The 22,085-nt window shown below is 72.4% G+C and carries 17 protein-coding genes; 5 read left to right on the top strand and 12 right to left on the bottom strand.

Annotation, left to right across the window (positions count from 1 at the left end; all coding sequences use genetic code 11):
* Positions 1-45: 45 nt before the first annotated feature.
* Positions 46-813 (bottom strand): TetR/AcrR family transcriptional regulator, encoded by a 768-nt coding sequence (locus AQI95_RS11815; RefSeq protein ID WP_079071208.1) that lies wholly within the window; start codon positions 811-813, stop codon positions 46-48.
* A 192-nt stretch (positions 814-1,005) separates the two neighbouring features.
* Between AQI95_RS11815 and AQI95_RS44740 the strand changes: the two genes are divergently transcribed.
* Positions 1,006-2,148, top strand: a complete 1,143-nt coding sequence (locus tag AQI95_RS44740; protein ID WP_079071207.1) for a MerR family transcriptional regulator — start codon at positions 1,006-1,008, stop codon at positions 2,146-2,148.
* A gap of 719 nt (positions 2,149-2,867) precedes the next feature.
* Here AQI95_RS44740 and AQI95_RS11805 read toward each other — a convergent pair.
* Complete coding sequence (locus tag AQI95_RS11805) at positions 2,868-3,896, bottom strand: sigma-70 family RNA polymerase sigma factor (RefSeq protein ID WP_067121164.1); 1,029 nt, start codon at positions 3,894-3,896, stop codon at positions 2,868-2,870.
* Positions 3,897-4,087: 191 nt separating this feature from the next.
* Here AQI95_RS11805 and AQI95_RS11800 point away from each other — a divergent pair, with 191 nt between their 5' ends.
* Positions 4,088-4,606 (top strand): GNAT family N-acetyltransferase, encoded by a 519-nt coding sequence (locus AQI95_RS11800; protein WP_067121162.1) that lies wholly within the window; start codon positions 4,088-4,090, stop codon positions 4,604-4,606.
* Position 4,607: 1 nt separating this feature from the next.
* On the opposite strand, the gene AQI95_RS11795 is transcribed toward AQI95_RS11800, so the two are convergent.
* Positions 4,608-5,375 (bottom strand): dioxygenase family protein, encoded by a 768-nt coding sequence (locus AQI95_RS11795; protein ID WP_107121623.1) that lies wholly within the window; start codon positions 5,373-5,375, stop codon positions 4,608-4,610.
* A 251-nt stretch (positions 5,376-5,626) separates the two neighbouring features.
* On the opposite strand from AQI95_RS11795, the gene AQI95_RS11790 reads away from it, so the two are divergent.
* Entirely contained in the window at positions 5,627-6,136 is a 510-nt protein-coding gene (locus AQI95_RS11790; protein ID WP_067121160.1) for a MarR family winged helix-turn-helix transcriptional regulator, read from the top strand.
* A gap of 27 nt (positions 6,137-6,163) precedes the next feature.
* Here the strand turns inward: AQI95_RS11790 and AQI95_RS11785 are convergent, their stop codons facing one another.
* Together AQI95_RS11785 and AQI95_RS11780 are read right to left on the bottom strand one after the other, a co-directional pair.
* Positions 6,164-7,699, bottom strand: coding sequence for an MFS transporter (locus tag AQI95_RS11785; protein ID WP_208614143.1), 1,536 nt, complete (start codon positions 7,697-7,699; stop codon positions 6,164-6,166).
* Between the two features lie 181 nt (positions 7,700-7,880).
* Positions 7,881-8,528 carry a TetR/AcrR family transcriptional regulator gene (locus AQI95_RS11780; protein WP_067121156.1) on the bottom strand — a complete coding sequence of 216 codons (648 nt, stop codon included), beginning with the start codon at positions 8,526-8,528 and terminating at the stop codon, positions 7,881-7,883.
* A 291-nt stretch (positions 8,529-8,819) separates the two neighbouring features.
* Here AQI95_RS11780 and AQI95_RS11775 point away from each other — a divergent pair, with 291 nt between their 5' ends.
* Entirely contained in the window at positions 8,820-10,133 is a 1,314-nt protein-coding gene (locus AQI95_RS11775; protein WP_067121154.1) for a M6 family metalloprotease domain-containing protein, read from the top strand.
* Between the two features lie 96 nt (positions 10,134-10,229).
* Positions 10,230-11,837, top strand: coding sequence for an IclR family transcriptional regulator domain-containing protein (locus AQI95_RS11770; RefSeq protein ID WP_067121152.1), 1,608 nt, complete (start codon positions 10,230-10,232; stop codon positions 11,835-11,837).
* Here the strand turns inward: AQI95_RS11770 and AQI95_RS11765 are convergent.
* The 7 genes from AQI95_RS11765 to metK form a co-directional block, all read right to left on the bottom strand.
* Positions 11,815-12,786, bottom strand: coding sequence for a hypothetical protein (locus tag AQI95_RS11765; RefSeq protein ID WP_067121150.1), 972 nt, complete (start codon positions 12,784-12,786; stop codon positions 11,815-11,817). The genes AQI95_RS11770 and AQI95_RS11765 overlap by 23 nt on opposite strands.
* A 1-nt stretch (position 12,787) precedes the next feature.
* Positions 12,788-14,053 (bottom strand): ATP-grasp domain-containing protein, encoded by a 1,266-nt coding sequence (locus AQI95_RS11760; protein ID WP_067121147.1) that lies wholly within the window; start codon positions 14,051-14,053, stop codon positions 12,788-12,790.
* Positions 14,054-14,084: 31 nt separating this feature from the next.
* Entirely contained in the window at positions 14,085-15,557 is a 1,473-nt protein-coding gene (locus AQI95_RS11755; RefSeq protein ID WP_067121145.1) for an FAD/NAD(P)-binding protein, read from the bottom strand.
* 91 nt (positions 15,558-15,648) lie between these two features.
* Positions 15,649-16,560, bottom strand: coding sequence for a methylenetetrahydrofolate reductase [NAD(P)H] (gene metF, locus AQI95_RS11750; RefSeq protein WP_067121143.1), 912 nt, complete (start codon positions 16,558-16,560; stop codon positions 15,649-15,651).
* A 28-nt stretch (positions 16,561-16,588) separates the two neighbouring features.
* On the bottom strand, positions 16,589-20,083 hold the full coding sequence (metH, locus tag AQI95_RS11745) for a methionine synthase (protein WP_067121140.1): 3,495 nt from the start codon (positions 20,081-20,083) through the stop codon (positions 16,589-16,591).
* Positions 20,080-21,063 carry a carbohydrate kinase family protein gene (locus AQI95_RS11740; protein WP_067121138.1) on the bottom strand — a complete coding sequence of 328 codons (984 nt, stop codon included), beginning with the start codon at positions 21,061-21,063 and terminating at the stop codon, positions 20,080-20,082. Before AQI95_RS11740 ends, metH begins: the two co-directional genes overlap by 4 nt.
* Before the next feature lie 138 nt (positions 21,064-21,201).
* The coding region (gene metK / locus AQI95_RS11735) for a methionine adenosyltransferase (RefSeq protein WP_067121136.1) at positions 21,202-22,085 on the bottom strand (884 nt) is incomplete at its 5' end.

Genomic DNA, 22,085 nt, shown 5'->3' with positions numbered 1-22,085 from the left:
TGCGTGCCAGACCCCGCGTGCCCGGCAGGACCCATCGGACAGGCGCTAGCCTTCCCCGCCCCATGCGAAGCCCCGCAAGGAGCCGAGGTTGCGCAGCGCCAGGGCCGCGGGGCCTTCGGGGCCGCTGGGCGGGGAGGTCGTGGCGGCCCAGGACTCCACAGCCACGCGGACGGCGGCGCCGGCGACGGCCGCGGCGAAGCGGAGATCAGGGGAGACCTGAGTGACTGGGGTGGGGAATGCGGGGTGCGGGGCAGCGTTGTCGTTCCCTGCGCGTTCGTCGCGTTCATCGCGTTCATCGCGCCCCTCACTGTCCCCGCCGTCGGTCGATGCCGTTCGGGCCGTCAGGATCTCGGCGAGGGTCTGGTCCGATGCCTGGCACACCTCGGCCCAGACCTTGCGCAGGGCGGGGCTCGCGTCGGCCAGGTGGATCAGGGTGCGGACCCATTCCCAGGACGCCGCCGAGACACCGAGACCGGGAGTGAGGGTGTGGTGGACGGCGTACTCCAGGGCCTCCGGGACGGTGAGGTGAGCCGGGGCCGAGCGGACCGCTTCCGCCCAGCGCTGGGCGCCCGCCGCGTAGAGGGGGGCGACCGCTTCCTCCTTGGTGGCGAAGTAGCGGTAGAACGTACGCGGTGCGATGCCCGCGGCCTGCGCGATGTCCTCGGCTCGGGTGGCCCGCAGGCCCCGGCGGACGAACAGGGCCGCCGCCGCGCGGGCGATCTCCGTCCGGGTCTCGGCCTTCCGGCGCTCGGTCAGCGAGAGCGGTGCGGAAGCGGAAAACCGCTGGTGGGCGGGGCTGGGGGTGGTGCTCATCCGGGCAGGTTATGCCCATGTGGCAGAATCTGCCATCCGACGGTCCACCCCGGGGTTCAGGTACGGGGTGGGCCGTCGTTCCAGGTCACGGCACCGCCCCGCACCCACGGACTCCAGCGATCACCAGAGGCCGTCGGTGATCGCCCACACAGGCTTGAGTCTCCCGCAGGGGGAGACCGGAAGGTGGGGTTCATGCACGGCGACACCCCTCCTTCCCGCACCTCGTACTCGATCGGCGAGCTGGCCCGGCGTACCGGGCTGTCGGTCAAGACGATCCGTTTCTACTCGGATCAGGGCCTTGTGGTGCCGGTGAGCCGTACCGCGGCCGGATACCGCCGGTACGGCCCCGATGCCGTCGCCCGGCTCGCGCTCGTACGGACGCTGCGCGAACTCGGCCTCGGCCTGGAAGTGATCCGGCGGATCGTGGACCGACCGCTCGATCTCGGCCGGGTCGCGGCCGAGCAGGCCGCCGCGCTGGACGTGCAGATCAGTGTGCTGCGCCTGCGCCGGGCGGTGCTGTCGACCGTGGCGGCCAGGCGTGAGCCGAGCTTCGAGGAGATGGAACTCATGCACCGGTTGGCGACCCTGTCCGAGGTGGAGCGGCGACGCCTGATCGACGCTTTCCTGGACTCCGTCTTCGCCGCGCCCGACCCGGCGCTGCCCCATACAACCGACCCGGCGCAGCCTCACACAACCGACCCGTCGCCGCCCCACACAACCGAGTCGTCGCGGGTCGACGCAGTCGCCCCGGCGCAGTTCGGCGTGGACCGCCCGGCACAGGTCGGCATGCCCCGCCCCCTTGAGGCCGCTCTTCGGCGTTCGCTCACCCCCGAGTTGCCGGACGACGCGACCGAGGAGCAGCTGGCGGCGTGGGTGGAGCTGGCCGAGTTGTCGCTCGACGACGGGTTCCGGGCCGCCGTACGACGTCTGGTCCGGGACCATGCCGGGAATCGGCCCGAGCGGGTGGGCGGCACCGGCGGGCCGCCCGTTCCGGACGTCGTCGCGATCGCCCGGGACGTCGTGGACATCGCCCTGGCGTCCGGCACCAGGCCCGAGGCGCCGGAAGCGGATCGCATCGTTGCGGACCTCGTCGCCCGGTGCGGTCTTGCCTCCGGGCACCCCGGCCATGCCCTCGGACGCCGGAACCACTCCTCGGCCTCGGGGCACGCCGCGCCGCACGGATGGCTGCTCCAGCGTCTGGAGGCCGCGCGCGAACCCCGCAGGGACACCTATCTCCGTCTGCTCGCCCTCATCAACGGCTGGCCGGCCCCAAAGCCGCTGACCCCGGCGATCGACTGGGCGGCCACGGCGCTGCGGGCACGGGCGGCTGCCTGACGTGAAAGAGTCGGTGACGGCCGCCGGCAACGGTCAATCAGGATCGGGGAGTTGGGCGACACCCACCCTCTGACGGACCCGCAGGGACCTCACGGACGCGGACACCAGACACAGACACAGACACAGGCACAGATCCAGGGCGTCGGCCGCAAAGGAAGCCGGGCTTCGGCACCCGGGGGGACAGGTGCCGAAGCCCGACTCTGGAAGGTCCCGGCGCCGGGGGGGATGTGCGTCGGGACGTGGCTGTGGGGGTGGATCGAGCGGGTGGGTGCGTGGGTCGGCCGGTCTGTGCGGTGGGTGGGGAGTGCGGTTCCGGGCCTGGCTGCTGGTGGACCCGGAAGGTTTGTTCCCGTGGGCCCGGGACTTGAAGCGATGGGACCACGCCATGTTTGCGCCGTCTTTCGCCACCGGCGTGCGCGGCCCCCAGGCACCGTACGCCCACAGGCACCACCCGCCTCCGAGCACCGTACCCACGCACCGTCGGCCCCCGGGCGCCCCAGGCCTCCGGGCCCGACACATCGGACGCACCGCAGGCCGCGGGGCGCACCACGCCGGACCCGGCCCAGGCCGCGGCACGCCGGGCGCACCGCAGGCCGCCACGGGTGGCAGGCCCGACGCGCCGTACACCGCCGGGCGCCGCACCGCACATTCCGCGCCCCCGCCGTAGGGCCGACGGCCGTAGGCCGGCGATCATGCCGTCGGCCGACGGCCGAAACGTGTCACGCCGCCGCGTCGAACCCGGTGCCCTTCGCCAGCTTCTTCAGTTCGAGCAGCGCGTGCTTCTCGATCTGACGGATGCGCTCGCGGGTCAGACCGTGCTCCTTGCCGACCTCGGTCAGGGTGCGCTCGCGGCCGTCCTCGATGCCGTACCGCATCTTGATGATGGAGGCCGTGCGCTGGTCCAGGCGGCCGATCAGGCCGTCCAGTTCCTCGCTGCGCAGCAGCGTGAGGACCGACTGCTCGGGCGACACCGCGGAGGTGTCCTCCAGCAGGTCGCCGAACTGGGTCTCGCCCGCGTCGTCCACCGCCATGTTCAGCGAGACCGGGTCGCGGGCCCAGTCGAGGACGTCCGTGACGCGCTCCGGTGTCGAGGCCAGCTCCGCGGCGATCTCCGCGGGCTCCGGGTCGCGGCCGTGCTCACGGTTGAACTCGCGCTGCACGCGGCGGATGCGGCCCAGCTCCTCCACCAGGTGGACGGGGAGCCGGATCGTGCGGGACTGGTCGGCGATGGAGCGGGTGATGGCCTGGCGGATCCACCAGGTGGCGTACGTCGAGAACTTGAAGCCCTTGCGGTAGTCGAACTTCTCGACGGCGCGCACCAGGCCGGCGTTGCCCTCCTGGATCAGGTCGAGCAGGGGCAGGCCGCTGCGCGGGTAGCGCCGGGCCACGGCGACGACCAGGCGGAGGTTGGAGCGGATGAAGACGTCCTTGGCCCGCTCGCCGGCGTCGACCAGCGACTGGAGTTCCTCGCGGGTGGCGTCCGTCTTGGACTCCTCCTCGCCGTCGAGGACCTGCTGCGCGTAGACACCCGCCTCGATGGTCTGGGACAGCTCGACCTCCTTCGCGGCGTCGAGCAGGGGCGTGCGCGCGATCTCGTCCAGATACATGCCGACCAGGTCGCGGTCTGCGATCTCGCCGCCACGAGCGCGGACGCTGCTTGCCGAGTCGGCCGTCTCTCGCCCAGAGCCGAAAGCCTTGGAGGTGCCCCCACGGGCGGACTGACGACGGGCGACGGCACGGGTTGCCATGCGTGCTCCCTTGCGATGGTGGGCTGGCGGGTGGTCTGACGAACGCTCGGCACCGGGGGGAGTGTCTCTGGGACTCTCTCCGAGCACCCTGCATCCGTGGGAAACAACGACTGGAATCCGGACAGAATTCCCAACCCGCCCCCCGATTTTTCTGATCATGCAGTACCCTGTCCGCCACGCGGGGAGGCGGGATGCCGACAGAGTGCACAGAGGTGCAGGTCAGGCCGGGAGCCGAGGGAGACCTCGATGCCCTCACGGCGATCTACAACCACTATGTACGTGAGACGGCCATCACATTCGATACCGCGATCTTCACTTCGGAGGAGCGCCGTCCTTGGCTGCTCTCCCACCCGGAAGACGGCCCGCACCGCCTGATGGTTGCCACGGAAGCGGAATCACGGCGAATCCTGGGGTACGCCACATCCAGCCCTTACCGACCGAAGCCCGCGTACGTGACATCGGTGGAGGTTTCGGTCTACGTCGCACCCGAGGCCGGCCGGCGCACCATCGGCACACTGCTCTACGACGCCCTGTTCAAGGCGCTGGCCGGCGAGGACGTGCACCGCGCCTACGCCGGGATCGCCCAGCCCAACGAGGCCTCCGAGCGGCTGCACGCCCGCTTCGGCTTCCGGCACATCGGCACCTACCGCGAGGTCGGCCGCAAGTTCGGCCGCTACTGGGACGTGGCCTGGTACGAGAAGGAGCTGTAGGTCAGCCGAACTGCACCGACCGCTTCGCCATGCCCATCCAGAACCCGTCGATCACCGACTTCTGCGCGTCCAGCTCGCCGCCCGCCTCGGCCGCGCCCATGGTGACGAAGAGCGGGGCGAAGTGTTCGGTGCGCGGATGGGCGTAGCGGCCGGCCGGGGCCTTGTCCAGGAAGTCCAGCAGGGCGTCCCAGTCGCGGGCCGCCAGGGCGCGCCGGCCCCAGTCGTCGAACTCCGAGGACCAGCTGGGCACGCCGCCGCCGGTGTGGCGCAGGGCGGCGAGGTTGTGGGTGAAGAAGCCGGAGCCGACGATCAGTACGCCCTCGTCCCGCAGCGGGGCGAGCCTGCGGCCGATGTCCATCAGGCGCCGGGGGTCAAGGGTGGGCAGGGAGATCTGCAGGACGGGGACGTCGGCGTCCGGGAACATCTCGACGAGGGGGACGTAGGCGCCGTGGTCGAGGCCGCGGTCGGGGATGTCCTGGACGGGGGTTCCGGGGGCGCGCAGCAGCTTGCGGACGGACTCGGCCAGTTCGGGGGCGCCGGGGGCGGGGTAGCGCACCCGGTAGTAGTGCTCGGGGAAGCCCCAGAAGTCGTAGACGAGCGGGACGGTCTCCACCGAGCCGAGCGCGAGCGGGGCCTCCTCCCAGTGGGCGGAGACCATGAGGATCGCCTTGGGGCGCGGCAGTCCGGCGGACCAGGCGGCGAGCTGACCGGGCCAGACGGGATCGTCGGCGAGCGGTGGCGCGCCGTGGCTGAGGTACAGGGCGGGCATCCGCCCCGCGCCGGCGGCGGGTATCCCTTGTGCGGTGGTGGACATGACGGCGGCTCCCATGGATCCGATCCGGAGGCGGTGGCAGTGACCGTGGCCGTGGCCGCCGCGACGGCGGCCGTGACGATGGCCGTGGCCGTGACGATGGCCGTGACGGTGCGACCGGGCCTCGATGCTTTAACTCTCAAGTTCTTCGTCGAACCGTACGCCTCACTTGTTCAAGTTTCAAGGAGCCGACTCGTACAGTGGGACACATGAACACGGCATCCGACTCCGCCGCGCAGCCGCGCTGGCTCACCGACGAGGAACAGCGCGTCTGGCGCGCCTATGTGCACGCCACCACCCTGCTGGAGGACCACCTCGACCGGCAGTTGCAGCGTGATGCGGGCATGCCGCACATCTACTACGGCCTTCTCGTCGGCCTCGCCGAGGCCCCGCGCCGCCGGCTGCGGATGACCGAGCTGGCGATGAAGGCGAAGATCACCCGCTCCCGGCTGTCGCACGCGATCGCGCGGCTGGAGAAGAGCGGCTGGGTGCGCCGCGAGGACTGCCCCTCCGACAAGCGGGGCCAGTTCGCGGTGCTCACCGACGAGGGCCTCGGGGTGCTCGAACGCACCGCGCCGGGCCATGTGAACGCCGTACGGCAGGCGATGTTCGACCGGCTCACCCCGGAACAGCAGAAGGCCCTCGGCGAGATCATGGAGATCGTCGCCGAGGGCCTCCAGCCCAACGAAGCGGGTGCGGACCTGCCCTGGCTCCGCTAAATCACCGGGCGGTCACCGTGCGGGGGCTCAGTGGGCCACCACCGGCACCGGCACCTCGTCCTCCACACCGTCGCCGGAGGCCACCGTGGTGGTGCCCGGACGGCCGGCGTTGACGAAGGTGAAGGCGATCAGGGAGGCGAGCCCGAGGATGCCGACGGCGAACCAGATCGCGGTGCTGTAGCCGTGCACCATGGCCTGCAGCCCGACCAGCTGCTGCTGCGGCTTGGTGGCCGCACCGGCGATGTGGTCCTTGAAGTACGACGTCTTCGCGGACGCGGCGATGGTGTTCAGCAGGGCGGTGCCGATCGCGCCGCCCACCTGCTGCGAGGTGTTCACCATCGCGGAGGCGACACCGGCGTCCCGGGGCTCGACGCCCTGGGTGGCCAGGGACATGGCCGGCATGAACGCCGTACCCATGCCGAGGCCGAGCAGCAGCATCGCGGGCAGCAGGAGCATGCCGTACGAGGAGTCGACCTTCAGCTGGGTCAGCAGCAGCATGCCGAGGCCGGCGACCAGGAAGCCGGGGCCCATGAGCAGCCGGGGCGCGACCCGGGTCATCAGGCGGGTGCCGATCTGGGTGGAGCCCGTGATCATGCCGGCGATCATCGGCAGGAACGCGAAGCCGGTCTTGACCGGCGAGTAGCCCTTCACGACCTGGAGGTAGTAGGTCAGGAAGAGGAACAGGCCGAACATGCCGATGATCGCGAGGCCGAGGGAGAGGTAGATGCCGCCGCGGTTGCGGTTGCTGACCACGCGCAGCGGCAGCAGCGGAGCCTTGAGGCGGGACTCGACGACCACGAACGCGAGCAGCAGCACCGCGGACGCGACGAACATCGAGACGGTCACGGTGTCGCCCCAGCCGTCGGACTCGGCGCGGGTGAAGCCGTAGACGAGCGCGATCAGGCCGAGGGAGGACAGGATCACGCCGGGGATGTCGAGCGGGGCGCGGTTGCGGCCGCCCTCCGGCTCACGGATGACGAACCAGGCGCCGAGCGCGGCGACGACGGCGAACGGGACGTTCACGAAGAAGGTCCAGCGCCAGTTCAGGTACTGGGTGAGGAAACCGCCGAGGATCAGGCCGACGGCGCCGCCACCGCCCGCGATGGCGCCGTAGATGCCGAAGGCCTTGGCGCGCTCCTTGGCGTCGGTGAACATCACCGCGAGCAGGGAGAGCGCGGCCGGGGCGAGCAGGGCGCCGAAGACGCCCTGGAGGGCGCGGGCGCCGAACATCATCGGGCCGGTGGTGGCGGCGCCGCCGAGCGCGGAGGCGAGGGCGAAGCCGGCCAGGCCGGTGACGAAGGCGCGCTTGCGGCCCCACTTGTCGGCGATACGGCCGCCGAAGAGCAGCAGACCACCGAAGGCGAGGGCGTAGGCCGTGACGACCCACTGCCGGTTGCCGTCGGATATGCCGAGGTCGGTCTGGGCGTGGGGCAGGGCGATGTTCACGATGGTGGCGTCGAGGACGACCATCAGCTGGGCGAGCGCGATGAAGACGAGCGCTTTCCAGCGGTTTGCGTCGCCGGCCGGTGCGGCGGCGCGAGCCTTGAGGGCTGTTTCGGACATGGGGATACCCACTTCGGGACTTCGTGACGGAAACGTGCGTGAAAGTACGAGAAAGATCTCGAACGATCTTGAAAAGAGGGAGTAGAGCGAAAAATCGGAAGACGGTGGACGTGAGCCGTCAACGGTGACGGGCGGCGGACGGACGTTCTGGTGGACTGTGGTGCGGGGCCGAACTCATCGGTCAGGAAGCGCGCAGCTCCTCGATGGTCACGGCCGTGCCCGGCAGGACGGAGCGGGCGGGTGCCCGCAACCCGTCGAGGAACAGCTGAAGGTGACGGTGGATGAAACGGTCGCCGTGCAGGCAGTCCGTACCGGCCGGGGGCCGGCTCAGCTGGGCCACGACGATCATCAGGTCGCCGACCCCGACGTCGGACCGGAGCTGCCCGGCCTCCTCGGCCCGGCCCATGACCTCCTCGATCAGGCGCTCGACGCGCTCACGCGAGGCCTGCAGGTCGGGGTGGTTCTGGTCGAAGCTGCTGGAGATCATCGGGCACAGCGCACTGATCCGCTCGTCGGCGGAGGCGTGCACGAAGCGCTCCAGCGCGGCGAAGGCGTCCCCGGTCTCGGCGAGGGCCACTTCGGCCGCCTCGGCCGTGCGGTCCATGACGTAGCAGACGACCTCGCGGACGAGGGCCTCGCGGTCGGGGAAGTTGCGGTACACCGTGGCGTTGCCGACGCCGGCCCGGCGGGCGATCTCGTCGAGCGGCACATCCGGGCCGTGCTCGACGAACATCTCGCGGGCGGCGGTGACGATCCGCTCCCGGTTGCGCACGGCGTCGGCCCGGGGCCGGAGCACCTTGCGCGGTGCGGGGGTGATCGCGGTCGACACGGTGGACTCCTCGGAAGTGGTGAGTCGGAAGCGGTGAGGGCGATCCGGGGAGCCAGTCCCCGTTTCGCTCGGACACAGGTCCAAACGGGGAGGGGCTCCCCGGTTATTTCCCGCCCGCGAAAAGAATCCCTGTGACCTGAGACACACTCATCTCCCGCCGGGATTCACCCGCGTGCAGGCCCGCTTTCCCACGATCGGTCTCTTCCAGCGCGCGCCGCTCACCCCACAGACACAGGGTGATCGCAACGGAGCAGCCGGAGACTGGGCTGCCGTGGAGCGAGAGGTCCATGCATGCAGCCGGAGCCGGAGCCGCCTCGCCCGATATCCCAGTCCACGGTCCTCGCGCGCCGGCCCATACGCCCGCGCCGGGTGGCCGCTCTCGCCGTGGTGACCGCGCTGACCCTCACGGTCAGCACCTCGGCCGGGACCGGGCATCTGCCGGCGCCCACCGCCGCCGGGTCCATCGGCCTGGCCCGCTCCTCCGCCCTCGCCCCCTGCACCGTGCACAGCGGTCTCGACGTGCAGATGACCGAGGGCCTGCCCACCCCGCTCGGCTACGCCCGCTCCACCGGCACGGTCCACGCCCTGACCCTGATGGTCGACTTCTCCGACGCCCCCGGCGAGGGCAAGGCGATGGACCGCTTCCACGAGTTCTTTCCCCAGACCCAGCAGTGGTTTCGCACCGCGTCGTACGGCCGCCTGGACTACCGGCCGCAGGCGCCGATCACCGGCTGGCTGCGGATGCCGAAGCCGTTCAAGGCGTACGGCATAGAGCGCGGCGCCCCCTTCGACCCCGGCTACCGGGGGCTGGTGAAGGACATCGTGGCCGCGGCCGACCCGAAGGTGGACTTCCACGCGTACGACCTGCTGAACGTCCTGGTCACCCCGAACGCCGGCCCCTCCGCGCTGGACACCGTCCTGTCCGTGACCTTCGCCGGCAACGGCGACGCCCCGGTCGCCGACGGGGTCCCCGTCGCCAACGCGTCGTTCATCTACTCCCGGCAGGACGACGGCTCCGGCTCCTACTCCCGCACCGGCTACCGGGTGCTGCCGCACGAGAACGGCCACACCTTCGGACTGCCCGACCTGTACACGCAGGAGGGCGGGGGTGCGGTCGGGCACTGGGACATCATGAGCGAGGACTGGGGGGCCGGCAACGATCTGCTCGGCTGGCACAAGTGGAAGCTGGGCTGGCTGGACGGCTCCCAGGTGGGCTGCGCGGCGACGCGGGGCAAGACCGAGTACCTGCTGACCCCGCTGTACAAGCCCGGCGGCGGGAAGCTGGTCCTCGTGCCCGTCACCGCGCAGAACGCCTACGCGCTGGAGGTGCGCGCCCAGGGCGGCAACGACGAGGCGGTGTGCCAGCCGGGCGTGCTGATCTACAAGGTGGACGGCACGATCGACACCGGACGCGGTCCGGTCACCGTCCTCGACGCCCACACGGGCAGCGGCGGCTGCACCCGCAGCCCCAACGTCCAGGCGGAACTCTCCGACGCCACCTACACCTCCGGCGAGACCTTCAAGGACCCGCGCCACGGCATCACCGTGGAGGTGCTCGACACGGACGGGGACGGGAACTGCCGGGTGCGGGTGACGCGCAAGTAGCGGCGAGGCGCCCGCGGGCGCGGGGCGCCGGGGCAGTCTGCGGGCGGACGGCGGGGGTTTACCGTAGGCGTGCCCGTATGCCGTACCGGAGGGACGATGCCCGCGAAGACCGCACTGGATGCCGAGGCCCGTGGTGAAGCGGGGGAAGCGGTCGGGCCGTTGGTGCGTGGGGTCGCAGTGCTGCGGCGGCTGACCGAGGCGGGCGGCGCGCTGAGCCCGAGCGCGCTGGAGCGGGCCACCGGGCTCGCCCGGTCCACGGTCGACCGGATCACCGCGACCCTGGCCCGCATGGGCTACGTCCGCCTCGACGACCGGGACGTCGTCCTCACCCCCGGCGTGATGGAACTGGGCAATGCCTATCTGGCCGCACTGCGGCTGCCCGCGCTGCTCGGCGGCCGGGCCGACGCCCTCGCCGACGAGCTGGACGAGTCGGTGTCGCTCGCGGTCCCCGACCTGGACGGCATCCGCTTCGTCCACCAGGCCACCCGCCGCCGCGCGATGTCGGTGAGCTTCCGCATCGGCGACCTGCTGCCGGCCGAACGCACGGCGCCCGGCCCGCTGTTCGCGACCGGGTGGGCCGAGGAAGACTGGGCGCGGTGGCGGGCGCGCCGGGCGGCGGACCCGGCGGGCGCGGCCTTCCCCGCCGCACCGCCCCGGCCCGCGTCCGCCGACGACGCCGCCTTCGCGCACCGGGTGGAGCGGGCCCGCCGGGACGGCTGGGCGGTGGACGACCAACTGATCGAACCGGGCCTGGTGGCCGTGTCCGTACCGGTGCGGGATCCCGGCACCGGCCGTCCGGCCTGCGTGGCGAGCGTGGTCAGCCACACCAGCCGGCACTCCGCGGCCGACCTCGGCACCAGCCTTCTGCCGCGCCTTCGTACGGCGGTGGCGGCGATGGAGGCCGAACTGCGCACGGCACCGCCGCCCGAGCCGGGGCCGGCGCCGTCGGGCCTCGCGACCTGGACGGCGGCCTCCAAGCACGAACTGGGCCGGGACTTCGTGGAGTCCCTGGCCCGCGGCCTGACCGTACTGACCGCCTTCGGTACGGGCCGCTCGGCACCGGCGCTGACGGAGGTGGCGCGGGCGACCGGCCTCAGCCGGGCCACCGCCCGGCGCGCCCTGCTCACCCACGAGCACCTGGGCCTGGTGACCGCGCACCCCGACCGCACCTTCACCCTCACCCCGCGCGTCCTGGACCTCGGCTTCCCGCCCCTGTCCCGCACCACGCTCGCCCGCCTCGCCGGGCCCCGGCTGCGCGCCCTCGCGGACCGGGTGCACGAACCGGCCGCGCTCGCGGTGCTGACGGCCGACGGCGGGGAGATCCAGTACACGGCCGGAGCGGGCACGAGCCGGGTGCTCACCGTGGACGTCACCGTGGGCGCGCGCCTGCCCGCCGCCGCGACCTCGCTCGGCCGGGTGCTCCTCGCCGACGCCGATCCGCCGTCCCCTGCGCTCGCCGAGGTGCGCGCCCGGGGCTACGCCCTCGTCGACGAGGAGCTGGAGTCCGGGCTGCGGTCGATCGCGGTTCCGGTGCGCGACCGGACGGGCCGCACGGTGGCCGCGCTGAACGTGGCGACCCACCCGGCCCGCCGCACCCTGGAGGACTGCGTCCACGCCCTCCTGCCCGAACTGCGCTCCACCGCCGGTGAGATCGAGCGGGACCTGCACACGGCGTCGCGGTTCACGCGGGTGGCGACGAGGTGAGCGAAGCGGACTGCCGGCTTCGGGTCTCCGCCCGGTCGGCGGGGTCCCCGGAGTCGACCGGGGCTGCGGTGGGCCGGTCCGGGCGGGCGGCGAGGACCGCCACGGCGATCAGCAGCGCGATGAGGGCGCAGGTCACCGGGTCGAGGGTGCCGCCGAACACGGCCTGGCTCAGATAGACCAGTCCGGGCAGGGTGCTGAGCAGGACCATCGCCGACAGGGGCTCCGCGCGCTGCAGTCCGAACTGCAGCAGGAGCAGCGGCAGGGCCACCGCGCCGAGGGCCGTCAGCGCCATGAGGGGCAGCGGGGGCCCGGCGGAGGCGGTGCCGCCCGCGCCGAGGAGCAGCAGGGCGCCCGCACAGACGTAGGTCAGGTGGAAGCGGTGGGTCATGACCCATGTCGGCTCCGCACCGGCCTGCCCCAACTGCCGGGACAGCCGCGCCAGGAGCGCCGCCGAGACACCCGACAGCGCGACCAGGGCCGTACCGCCGAGCGTGGCGCCGTCGAGGGCGCCGGCCCGGCCGTCCAGCCGCAGGGCGATCGCCCCCGACAGGACCAGCAGGCCGAGCGCCGCGGCCACCCTCCCCGGTCCCGGCCGTCCCTCGCCGCGCACCAGGCCGGTGCAGATCACCGCGAGGGGACCCACCCCGGACTGCACGCTGCTGGCGAGCGCGGCCGGGACCCAGGCCAGCGAGATGTAGAAGCCCAGGAACGTGACGGCGGTGGCCAGGTTCATCAGCGCCATGAGCCGGACGGTCCCGGGCCCGCGCGGCGCCGTGCGCCGGGCCGTGCGGGTGCGGCGCGCCGCGTGGAGCGCGCCGCAGGCCACGGTGGCGGTGACGAAGGCGATGCAGGAGAACTGCAGGCTGCCGCCGAAGCCCAGCCGCCCGGAGAGGAAGCCGTCGGCGAGTGCCTGGAGCAGGACCGAGACCAGGATGAGGGCGGTCGGCACGTCAGCTCACACCCTCCGGTACGGGCTGCGCCGCCTCCGCCTCGGCGAGCCGGAAGAAGCGGCCCTCGTCCTCGAGGGCGTGCAGCGCGGCCAGCGAGTCGAGCAGCACCGACTCGTCCTCGTGGACCAGGAAGGCGATCCCGGAGGTGCCGGTGGTCAGATACCGGTCGCGCACCGGCTCGCCGATGACGGGTGCCCGGTCCAGGCTGTGGAAGCCGGGCAGCCGGCGCAGCACGCGCAAGCCGTCCACCGCCTTCAGGACCCCCTCGCGGTGGGGGCGCAGAAACGCCTTGGCGACCGTGCGCGGCGGGGCGTAGGGCAGGCCGAAGCGGGCCTCGAACTCGGCGGGCCGCAGATAGCGCTCCACCACCAGGTGCTGCTGGCTGTAGGAGAGCGCCGAGAAGTACGGGTCGGGCGCCAGGGAGGGGCCCATGACACGGGAGTTGACCTCGATCAGCCGGGGTCCGCGGGGGGTCAGCATGACCTCGGTGTGGGCGGCGCCCTCGCGGATGCCGAGTGCGTCGAGGCAGTCGAGGACGTAGGCGGCCAGCTCCTGTTCGGCCTCGGTCAGGGCGGGCCGGGAGATGATGTGCCGGAGCACCGGGGCGCCCTCGACGTGGTCGATGCGCTCGCGGTAGACCTCGGTGAGCAGATGACGTCCGTGCAGGCTCACGGTGTTGACGATGTACTGGGTGCCGGCCAGGAACTCCTGGACCAGTACCTCGTCGTTGACCTCGCCCATCAGGTTCCGCTCGGCGGCGATCGCCCGGAACGCCTCCTCGGCCTCCTCGCGGCTGTGGCAGATCCGGCAGCCGTCGCTGCCCGCGCTGTTGCGCGGCTTGATCATCAGCGGATAGCCCTCCTGCCATGTGCCGAGCGTGGTGCGCAGCTCCTCGCCGGTGCGCACGGAGACGGTGCGCGCGGCCGGGACGCCGGCGGCCTCGAGCGCCTGGACCATCAGCTGCTTGTCGCGGCGGGCCTCGATCAGTTCGGGGCGGTGGTGGTCCAGGCCCAGTGCGGCGGCGAGGGTGTCGGCGAGGATGACGCCGTACTCGCTGGCCGCGACGACCGCGGTGGGGCCGAGGGTGCGCAGGTGCGCGAGGGTGGTCGGCAGGTCCTGGTGGAGCAGCGTGGGCGGGCCGGTGCGGTCGGTCTCCCAGGCGTCGCGCAGCTCGGGTTCGTACAGGTGCAGGCAGTCGGCGCCCTCCTCGCGGAAGGCGCGGGCCAGTTCGGCGCCGGTGGAGACGGGGTTGACGAGAACGATCACGGGATTTCTGCTTTCGGAGTTCGGGCGGGTGTCAGGCGGCGAGCGCGCTCGGCGCGGCGGGCACCGCGGGTACGGCGGGCGCGGTGAACTGGGCGGCCACCCGCTGGGCCTGTTTGGCGGCCGTGTTCAGGTAGTTGACGATGGCGGTGCGCGAGTGCGCGGCGGCGCCCAGCACCCAGATCCGCTCGGTGGATCCGCGGTGCGGATCGACGAGCCGCAGGTCCTCGGTGATCTCCGGGGCGGCGTCGTGGACGACGGACGGGCCGATCCGGTAGACCCCCGGGGCCGCCGCGTCGAGCTGCGGGGTGTGGAATCCGGTTCCGCACACCACATGGGTGAAGCGCTCGTGGCGGCCGTCCGGCCACTCCACCTCCCAGCCGTCGTCGTCCGCGACGGGCTCGATGCCGACGGGGTAGCCGGGTGCGAGCGACAGCCGGCCGGAGTCCAGATGGCCGCTGATCAGACGGGCGTTGCGGGCCGGGATCGAGGAGATGTACCGGGACATCAGTCCCCGGTAGCGGCCCAGCACCTCGGCGCGCAGGGCCGGGTCCCACGGTGCGGTCCAGTCGTTGATGGCGTCGATGACCTCGGCGATCACGTCCTGCCAGGGCACCCGGCCGGCCGCGGCCAGGGCGAGTTCCTGGCGCAGCCGTTCCTCCGGTACGGCGGCCGACGAGGTCTGCGCCCGCAGTCCCAGCCCGGCTCCGGCGCGGCCGATCGCCCGCAGCAGCAGCCGGGTCAGCTCCCGGTCGAGGTCCTCGGCGCGCGGGTCGAGCCGCTGCCAGCGGCGGGAGTCGAGCAGCGGCCGGTCGGGGCGGCACAGCCGGGTGCGGACGGCGGGGAGCCGTCCGGAGGGGGAGGTCATCACCGTCCGGCGGCCGTCGGCACACAGCACCAGGGCGGCGTCGACGGCCGACAGCTTGGACCCGAGGACCAGCACCTCGGCCTTGTCCGGCAGGGCGCGGAGGCGGCCGGTGGGGTAGGGCTGGGGCAGCAGGCGCGGATGGCCGTCGTAGGGGCGCAGCAGCTCGGGCAGCCGGGGCCGGTCGAGGCCGAGGCAGACCAGCACATCGGTGGCGGCGAGCCGGCGGCCGTCGTCGAGTTCCACGCGGTAGCCGTCCGCCGTGGCACGGACGGTGGTGGCCCGTGCCCGGTGGTGGGCGACGGCGGTGCCGTGCCGCTCGGCCTCGCACCTGCCGCTCAGATAGCGCTCGCGGCAGTAGTGGCCGACGAGATAGCGCGGCACGAAGTCCTCGGGCCGGGCGGCCCAGCCGCGCGCGCTCAGATAGTCGAGCAGGTCGGAGGGGCCGTCAGGCCGGAGGGAGGTGACGTCCACCGAGGTGTTGCACAGCAGCAGCGGATCGCTGACACCGAACGCATGGCCCAGGCCCACGGGATTCGGGTCGACCGTGGTGACGGAGGCGATGCCCGGCGTCCGTACGACCTGGGTGAAGGCAGCGACCGCGGTGGCCCCGCCGCCGATGATGACGATGTCGCGATGCATGGGAGAACCATTCGTGGGACTCGTAGGACTCATGGGGCTCGTGGGACTCATGGGGGGACACTCGGACTCCAGAAGACCGCCTGACGTCGCGTCAGGCTCCTACGGGGTGACGGGCGGGGCGGTCCGGGGCGACGGCCGCGTGCAGCGCCAGCGCGTCCTCGGCCCGGTTGAGGGTGATGAAGTGCAGACCGGGCGCGCCCTCGGCGACCAGGCGCGCGCACATCTCGTGCGCGTGCTCCATGCCGATCCGGCGTACGGCGGCCGGGTCGTCCCGGTGCCGTTCCAGCCGGCCGGCGAGCGCGGTCGGCAGGGGGGCGTCGCTGAGCGCGGCGAAGCGGCGCAGCTGCCGGTGGTCGGTGATCGGAATGATCTCCGGGACGATCGGGGTCGTGCAGCCGGCGGCGGCGACGCGGTCGCGCAGCCGCAGGTAGGCCTCGACGCGGAAGAACATCTGGGTGATCGCGTAGTCGGCGCCGGCCCGGCACTTGTCCACGAAGTGGCGCAGCTCGGCCTCCGGGCCGGCGGACCGGGGGTGTCCCTCCGGGAAGGCGGCCACGCCGATGGAGAACTCGCCGCAGGACCTGACCATCTCCACCAGCTCCGCCGCGTGCCGGAAGCCCTGCGGGTGGGGGATCCACGTTCCGTTCGGGTCGCCCGGCGGGTCGCCGCGCAGCGCGAGCACGTTGGTGATGCCGGACTCGGCGTACTGGCCGATGATGTTGCGCAGTTCGGCCCGCGAGTGGCCGACGGCCGTCAGGTGCGCGACGGGGGTGAGCGTGGTCTCGGCGGCGATCCGTTCGGCGATGCGCACCGTGCTGTCCCGGGAGGTGCCCCCGGCTCCGTAGGTGATGGAGACGAAGGCCGGCGAGACCGTCTCCACCCGGCGCAGCGCCTTCCAGAAACGGCGCTCGGCCAGTTCGTTGCGGGGCGGGAAGAACTCGAAGGAGTACGAGGTGTCTCCGGCGGCGATCACCTCGCCGAGCTTCGGCTGGTGCCGGACCATGGTGGTGTCCCCTCTCTGTGCTGTCGGCTCAGCGGGCGTTGAAGTACTTGGCTTCGGGGTGGTGGAGGACGAAGGCGTCGGTGGACTGCTCCGGGTCCAGCTGGAACTCCTCCGACAGGCGGACGCCGATCCGCTCCGGCCGCAGCAGGTCCACGATCTTGGCGCGGTCCTCCAGGTCGGGGCAGGCGCCGTAGCCGAGGGAGAAGCGCGCTCCGCGGTACCGGAGCGCGAACATGTCCTTCATGTCCTGGGGGTCCTCGCCCGAGAAGCCCAGCTCGGCGCGGACCCGGGCGTGCCAGTACTCGGCGAGGGCCTCGGCCAACTGCACGGACAGCCCGTGCAGTTCGACGTACTCGCGGTAGGAGTCGGCGGCGAACAGCTCGGCCGCCGCCGTGGAGACACGGGCGCCCATGGTCACCACCTGGAAGGCGACGACGTCCTTCTCCCCCGACTCCTGCGGGCGGAAGTAGTCGGCGAGGCACAGCCGCCGGCCGCGGCGCTGGCGGGGGAAGGTGAAGCGGGTGTGCTCGCCGCCGTCGTCACCGAGGACCAGCAGGTCGTTGCCGCTGGACACCGCCGGGAAGTAGCCGTAGACGACACCGGGTTCCAGCCAGCCCTCGGTCTGCAGCCGGTCCAGCCACATCCGCAGCCGTGGCCGGCCCTCGGTCTCCACCAGCTCCTCGTAGGAGGGGCCGCCGCCGCGGGCCGCCTTGAGTCCCCACTGGCCCTTGAACAGGGCGTCCTCGTCCAGCCAGGAGGCGTAGTCGGCGAGGGAGAGCCCCTTGACGACGCGGTCGCCCCAGAACGGCGGGACGGGCACCGGGTTGTCCGTCCTCACGTCCGAGCGCCGGGTGGACTCCGCCGGCTCGGCGACCTCGACGCGGGCGTGCCGCCGCTGTTTCAGCTCGGGCAGCGCGGCGCCGGGCACCCCGCGTTTGACGGCCATCAGGGCGTCCATCAGACGCAGGCCCTCGAAGGCGTCGCGGGCGTAGCGGACCTCGCCCCGGTAGATCTCGTGCAGGTCCTGCTCGACGTAGGCGCGGGTGAGGGCGGCACCGCCGAGGATCACCGGGAAGTCGGCGGCCAGGCCGCGCTGGTTCAGTTCCTGAAGGTTCTCCTTCATGATCACCGTGGACTTCACCAGCAGCCCCGACATGCCGATGACGTCCGCCCGGTGCTCCTGGGCCGCCTCCACGATGGCCGAGACCGGCTGCTTGATGCCGATGTTGACCACGTCGTAGCCGTTGTTGGACAGGATGATGTCGACGAGGTTCTTGCCGATGTCGTGCACGTCGCCCTTGACTGTGGCCAGCACGATGGTGCCCTTGCCCGACCCGCCCCGGCCGTCCTCGGCCTTCTCCATGTGCGGTTCGAGGTGGGCCACCGCGGCCTTCATGACCTCGGCGGACTGCAGCACGAACGGCAGCTGCATCTGGCCGGAGCCGAACAGCTCGCCGACCGTCTTCATGCCCTCCAGCAGCACCTCGTTGACGATCTCCAGCGCCGGGCGGACCGTCAGCGCCTCGTCCAGGTCGGCCTCCAGACCGGTGCGCTCGCCGTCGACGACGCGCCGCTGCAGCCGCTCCTGGAGCGGCAGCGCGGCCAGCTCCTCGGCCTTGCCCGCCCTCAGGGAGGTGGCGGTGGCGCCCTCGAACAGGGCGAGGAACCGCTGCAGCGGGTCGTAGCCCTCCCGGCGCCGGTCGTGGATCAGGTCGAGGGCGGCCTCGCGCTGCTCGGCGGGGATCCGGGCCATCGGCAGGATCTTGGCCGCGTGCACGATCGCCGAGTCCAGTCCGGCCGCCACGCACTCGTCGAGGAACACCGAGTTCAGCACGATCCGCGCGGCCGGGCCGAGGCCGAAGGAGATGTTGGACAGGCCCAGCGTGGTCTGCACGTCCGGGTGGCGCCGCTTCAGCTCGCGGATCGCCTCGATGGTCTCCACGCCGTCGCGGCGCGACTCCTCCTGCCCGGTGCCCAGCGTGAACGCGAGGCAGTCCACCAGGATGTCGTGCTCGGCGATGCCATGGCGGCTGCCCAGGGTCTCGATCAGCCGCTCGGCGACCGCGACCTTCTTCTCGGCGGTACGGGCCTGGCCCTCCTCGTCGATGGTCAGCGCGATCAGCGCGGCGCCGTACTCCCGCGCCAGCTCGGCGATCCGGGTGAACCGGGAGTCCTCGCCGTCGCCGTCCTCGAAGTTGACCGAGTTCAGCACCGCCCGCCCGCCGAGCATCTGCAGCCCGGCCTCCAGCACCTTCGGCTCGGTCGAGTCCAGCACGATCGGCAGCGTGGAGGCGGTGGCCAGCCGGCCGGCCAGCTCCCGCATGTCCTCCGTGCCGTCCCGGCCGACGTAGTCCACGCACAGGTCCAGCAGATGCGCGCCCTCCCGGATCTGCTCCCGGGCGATCTCCACGCAGGTCTGCCAGTCGGCCGCGAGCATCGCCTCGCGGAACTTCTTCGAGCCGTTGGCGTTGGTGCGCTCGCCGATGGCCAGATAGGAGGTGTCCTGCCGGAACGGCACCGACTGGTACAGCGAGGCCGCCGACGCCTCGGGCCGCGGGCTGCGCGGGGTGAGGGCGCGCCCGCGCACCCGGTCCACCACCGCCTTCAGGTGTGTCGGGGTGGTGCCGCAGCAGCCGCCGACCAGGGCGAGGCCGTAGTCCCGGACGAACACCTCGATCGCGTCGGCCAGTTCGGCCGGGGCCAGCGGGTAGTGCGCCCCGTCGGACGTGAGCACGGGGAGCCCCGCGTTGGGCATGCAGGACAGCCCGATCCGGGCGTTGCGGGCCAGGTGGCGCAGGTGCTCGCTCATCTCCGCCGGGCCGGTCGCGCAGTTCAGGCCGATGTGGTCGATGCCGAGCGGCTCCAGCGCGGTCAGGGCCGCGCCGATCTCCGAGCCGACCAGCATCGTCCCGGTCGTCTCGACGGTCACGTGGACGAGCAGCGGCAGCACGAGACCGGCCTCGGCCATGGCCCGTTTCGCCCCGAGGACGGCCGCCTTCGCCTGCAGCAGGTCCTGGCTGGTCTCCACCAGCAGCGCGTCCGCGCCGCCCGCGATCAGCCCCGCCGTGTTCAGCCGATAGCCGTCGTGGAGCGCCCCGTAGGGCACATGGCCCAGGGTGGGCAGCTTGGTGCCGGGGCCGATGGAGCCGAGCACCCAGCGGGTGCGGCCGTCCCGCGCGGTGAACGCGTCGGCGGCCTCCCGGGCGATCCGCGCGCCCGCCTCGGCCAGTTCGAGGATCCGGTCCTCGATCTCGTACTCCCCGAGGGCGGAGAGATTGGTGCCGAAGGTGTTGGTCTCCACGCAGTCGACACCGGCCGCGAAGTACTCCTCGTGGACCGAGCGGACGATGTCGGGGCGGGTCACGTTGAGGATCTCGTTGCACCCCTCCAGCTCCTGGAAGTCCGCGAGCGTCGGGTTCTGCTCCTGCAGCATGGTCCCCATGGCGCCGTCGCCGACCACGACCCGGGTGGCGAGCGCCTCGCGCAGCGCGGCCACCCGGGCCAGGCGGGCGTCGGTGCTCATACCGCCACCGCCAGGCGCTCCTCCAGGCGCGCGGCCACCGACTCTCCGTAGGCCGTGTGCAGGCGGTCGAGCACGGCGGCCGGGGCGAGGCTCAGGTCCTGCGAGCCCACCGCCTCCAGCACCAGCGTCGCGCAGGCGCTGCCCAGCCGGGCGGCGTCCTCGTCGCCGAGCCCGCGGCTGACGGCCGCGAGGAACCCCGCGCGGAAGGCGTCGCCGATACCGGTGGGGTCGGCGACGGCCTCGGCGGGTACGGCGTCCACGGCCACCGTCGGCCCGGCCACCCGCTGGATGCGGGCACCGCGCGGGCCGAGCGTGGTGACCCAGGCCCCCACCCGCTCCAGCACCTCCGCCTCGCTCCAGCCGGTGCGCTCGCGGAGCAGCTCGGCCTCGTACTCGTTGGTGAAGAGGTAGCGGGCGCCGTCCACCAGGGTGCGGGCCTGCTCCCGGGTGAGCCGGGGCAGCTGCTGCGAGGGGTCGGCGAGGAAGGGTACGGCGAGTTCCCGGGCCTCCTCGGTGTGCCGGACCATCGCCTCCGGCGCGTTGGGCGAGACCACGACCAGGTCGAGCCCCTCGGCGGCCTCGGCGACCGCGCGCAGCGAGATGCGGTCGGCCTCGGCCATCGCCCCGGCGTAGAAGGAGGCGATCTGGTTCTGGTCGAGGTCGGTGGTGCACATGAAGCGGGCGGTCTGGGCGGTGGCGGAGACATGGACACATCCGGTGTCCACGCCGTGCTCCTCCAGCCAGGCCCGGTAGGGGTCGAAGTCGCTTCCGACGGCGCCCACCAGCAGCGGGCGCAGCCCGAGCCGGCCGAGGCCGAAGGCGATGTTGGCGGCGACCCCTCCCCGGCGCACCTCCAGATGGTCCACCAGGAAGGACAGCGAGACCGTGTCGAGGCGGTCGGCTATCAGCTGATCGGTGAACCGGCCGGGGAACTGCATGAGGTGGTCGGTGGCGATCGAACCCGTGACGGCGATGCGCACGGTCTGCTCCTTGTCTCGTCGAAGTGTCGCGTCGAAGTGGTCTCGTGCGAAGCGGTCTCGCGTGAGGCGGTCTCGTATGACGTGGTCTCGTATGACGTGGTCTCGCGCGCGGCGGCGGTGGCGGGGCGGCCGGGCGGTTCAGGACTGGGCGGCGGCGCGCAGGTCGTCGGCGCGGTCGGTGCGCTCCCAGGTGAAGTCGGGCAGTTCGCGGCCGAAGTGGCCGTAGGCGGCCGTCTGGGCGTAGATCGGGCGCAGCAGGTCGAGGTCCCGGATGATCGCGGCCGGACGCAGGTCGAAGACCTTGGACACGGCCTCCTGGATGCGCGCCACCGGCACGGTCTCCGTGCCGAACGTCTCGACGAACAGACCGACCGGCTCGGCCTTGCCGATCGCGTAGGCGACCTGGACCTCGCAGCGCGCGGCGAGGCCGGCGGCGACGACGTTCTTGGCGACCCAGCGCATGGCATAGGCGGCCGAGCGGTCCACCTTGGACGGGTCCTTGCCGGAGAAGGCGCCGCCACCGTGGCGGGCCATGCCGCCGTAGGTGTCGATGATGATCTTGCGGCCGGTCAGGCCGGCGTCACCCATCGGACCGCCGACCTCGAAACGGCCGGTGGGGTTGACCAGGAGGCGGTAGCCCTCGGTGCGAAGGGTGATCCCGCTCTCGGCGAGGGCCTTCAGCTCCGGCTCCACCACGAACTCGCGGATGTCGGGCGCCAGCAGCGCCTCCAGGTCGATGTCGGCGGCGTGCTGCGAGGAGACGACCACCGTGTCCAGGCGTACGGCCTTGTCGCCGTCGTACTCGATGGTGACCTGGGTCTTGCCGTCCGGGCGCAGGTAGGGGACGGTGCCGTTCTTGCGGACCGCGGCCAGCCGGCGCGAGAGCCGGTGGGCCAGATGGATCGGCAGCGGCATCAGCTCGGGGGTGTCGTCGCAGGCGTAGCCGAACATCAGGCCCTGGTCGCCGGCGCCCTGCTGGTCCAGCTCGTCGTCATCGCCCTCGACACGGGTCTCGTACGCCG

Origin of the sequence: Streptomyces yokosukanensis (genome assembly GCF_001514035.1) — a bacterium.
In the GTDB taxonomy this organism is placed as follows: domain Bacteria; phylum Actinomycetota; class Actinomycetes; order Streptomycetales; family Streptomycetaceae; genus Streptomyces; species Streptomyces yokosukanensis.
This window is presented reverse-complemented; position numbering and strand designations above follow the sequence as displayed.

Coding starts and splice junctions, on each gene's coding strand:
- AQI95_RS11805 (WP_067121164.1), bottom strand. CDS start 3,896: ATGGCAACCCGTGCCGTCGCCCGTCGTCAGTCCGCCCGTGGGGGCACC.
- AQI95_RS11785 (WP_208614143.1), bottom strand. CDS start 7,699: ATGTCCGAAACAGCCCTCAAGGCTCGCGCCGCCGCACCGGCCGGCGAC.
- metF (WP_067121143.1), bottom strand. CDS start 16,560: ATGGTCCGGCACCAGCCGAAGCTCGGCGAGGTGATCGCCGCCGGAGAC.
- AQI95_RS11795 (WP_107121623.1), bottom strand. CDS start 5,375: ATGCCCGCCCTGTACCTCAGCCACGGCGCGCCACCGCTCGCCGACGAT.
- AQI95_RS11775 (WP_067121154.1), top strand. CDS start 8,820: ATGCAGCCGGAGCCGGAGCCGCCTCGCCCGATATCCCAGTCCACGGTC.
- AQI95_RS11770 (WP_067121152.1), top strand. CDS start 10,230: ATGCCCGCGAAGACCGCACTGGATGCCGAGGCCCGTGGTGAAGCGGGG.
- AQI95_RS11815 (WP_079071208.1), bottom strand. CDS start 813: ATGAGCACCACCCCCAGCCCCGCCCACCAGCGGTTTTCCGCTTCCGCA.
- metH (WP_067121140.1), bottom strand. CDS start 20,083: ATGAGCACCGACGCCCGCCTGGCCCGGGTGGCCGCGCTGCGCGAGGCG.
- AQI95_RS11790 (WP_067121160.1), top strand. CDS start 5,627: ATGAACACGGCATCCGACTCCGCCGCGCAGCCGCGCTGGCTCACCGAC.
- AQI95_RS11755 (WP_067121145.1), bottom strand. CDS start 15,557: ATGCATCGCGACATCGTCATCATCGGCGGCGGGGCCACCGCGGTCGCT.
- AQI95_RS11800 (WP_067121162.1), top strand. CDS start 4,088: ATGCCGACAGAGTGCACAGAGGTGCAGGTCAGGCCGGGAGCCGAGGGA.
- AQI95_RS44740 (WP_079071207.1), top strand. CDS start 1,006: ATGCACGGCGACACCCCTCCTTCCCGCACCTCGTACTCGATCGGCGAG.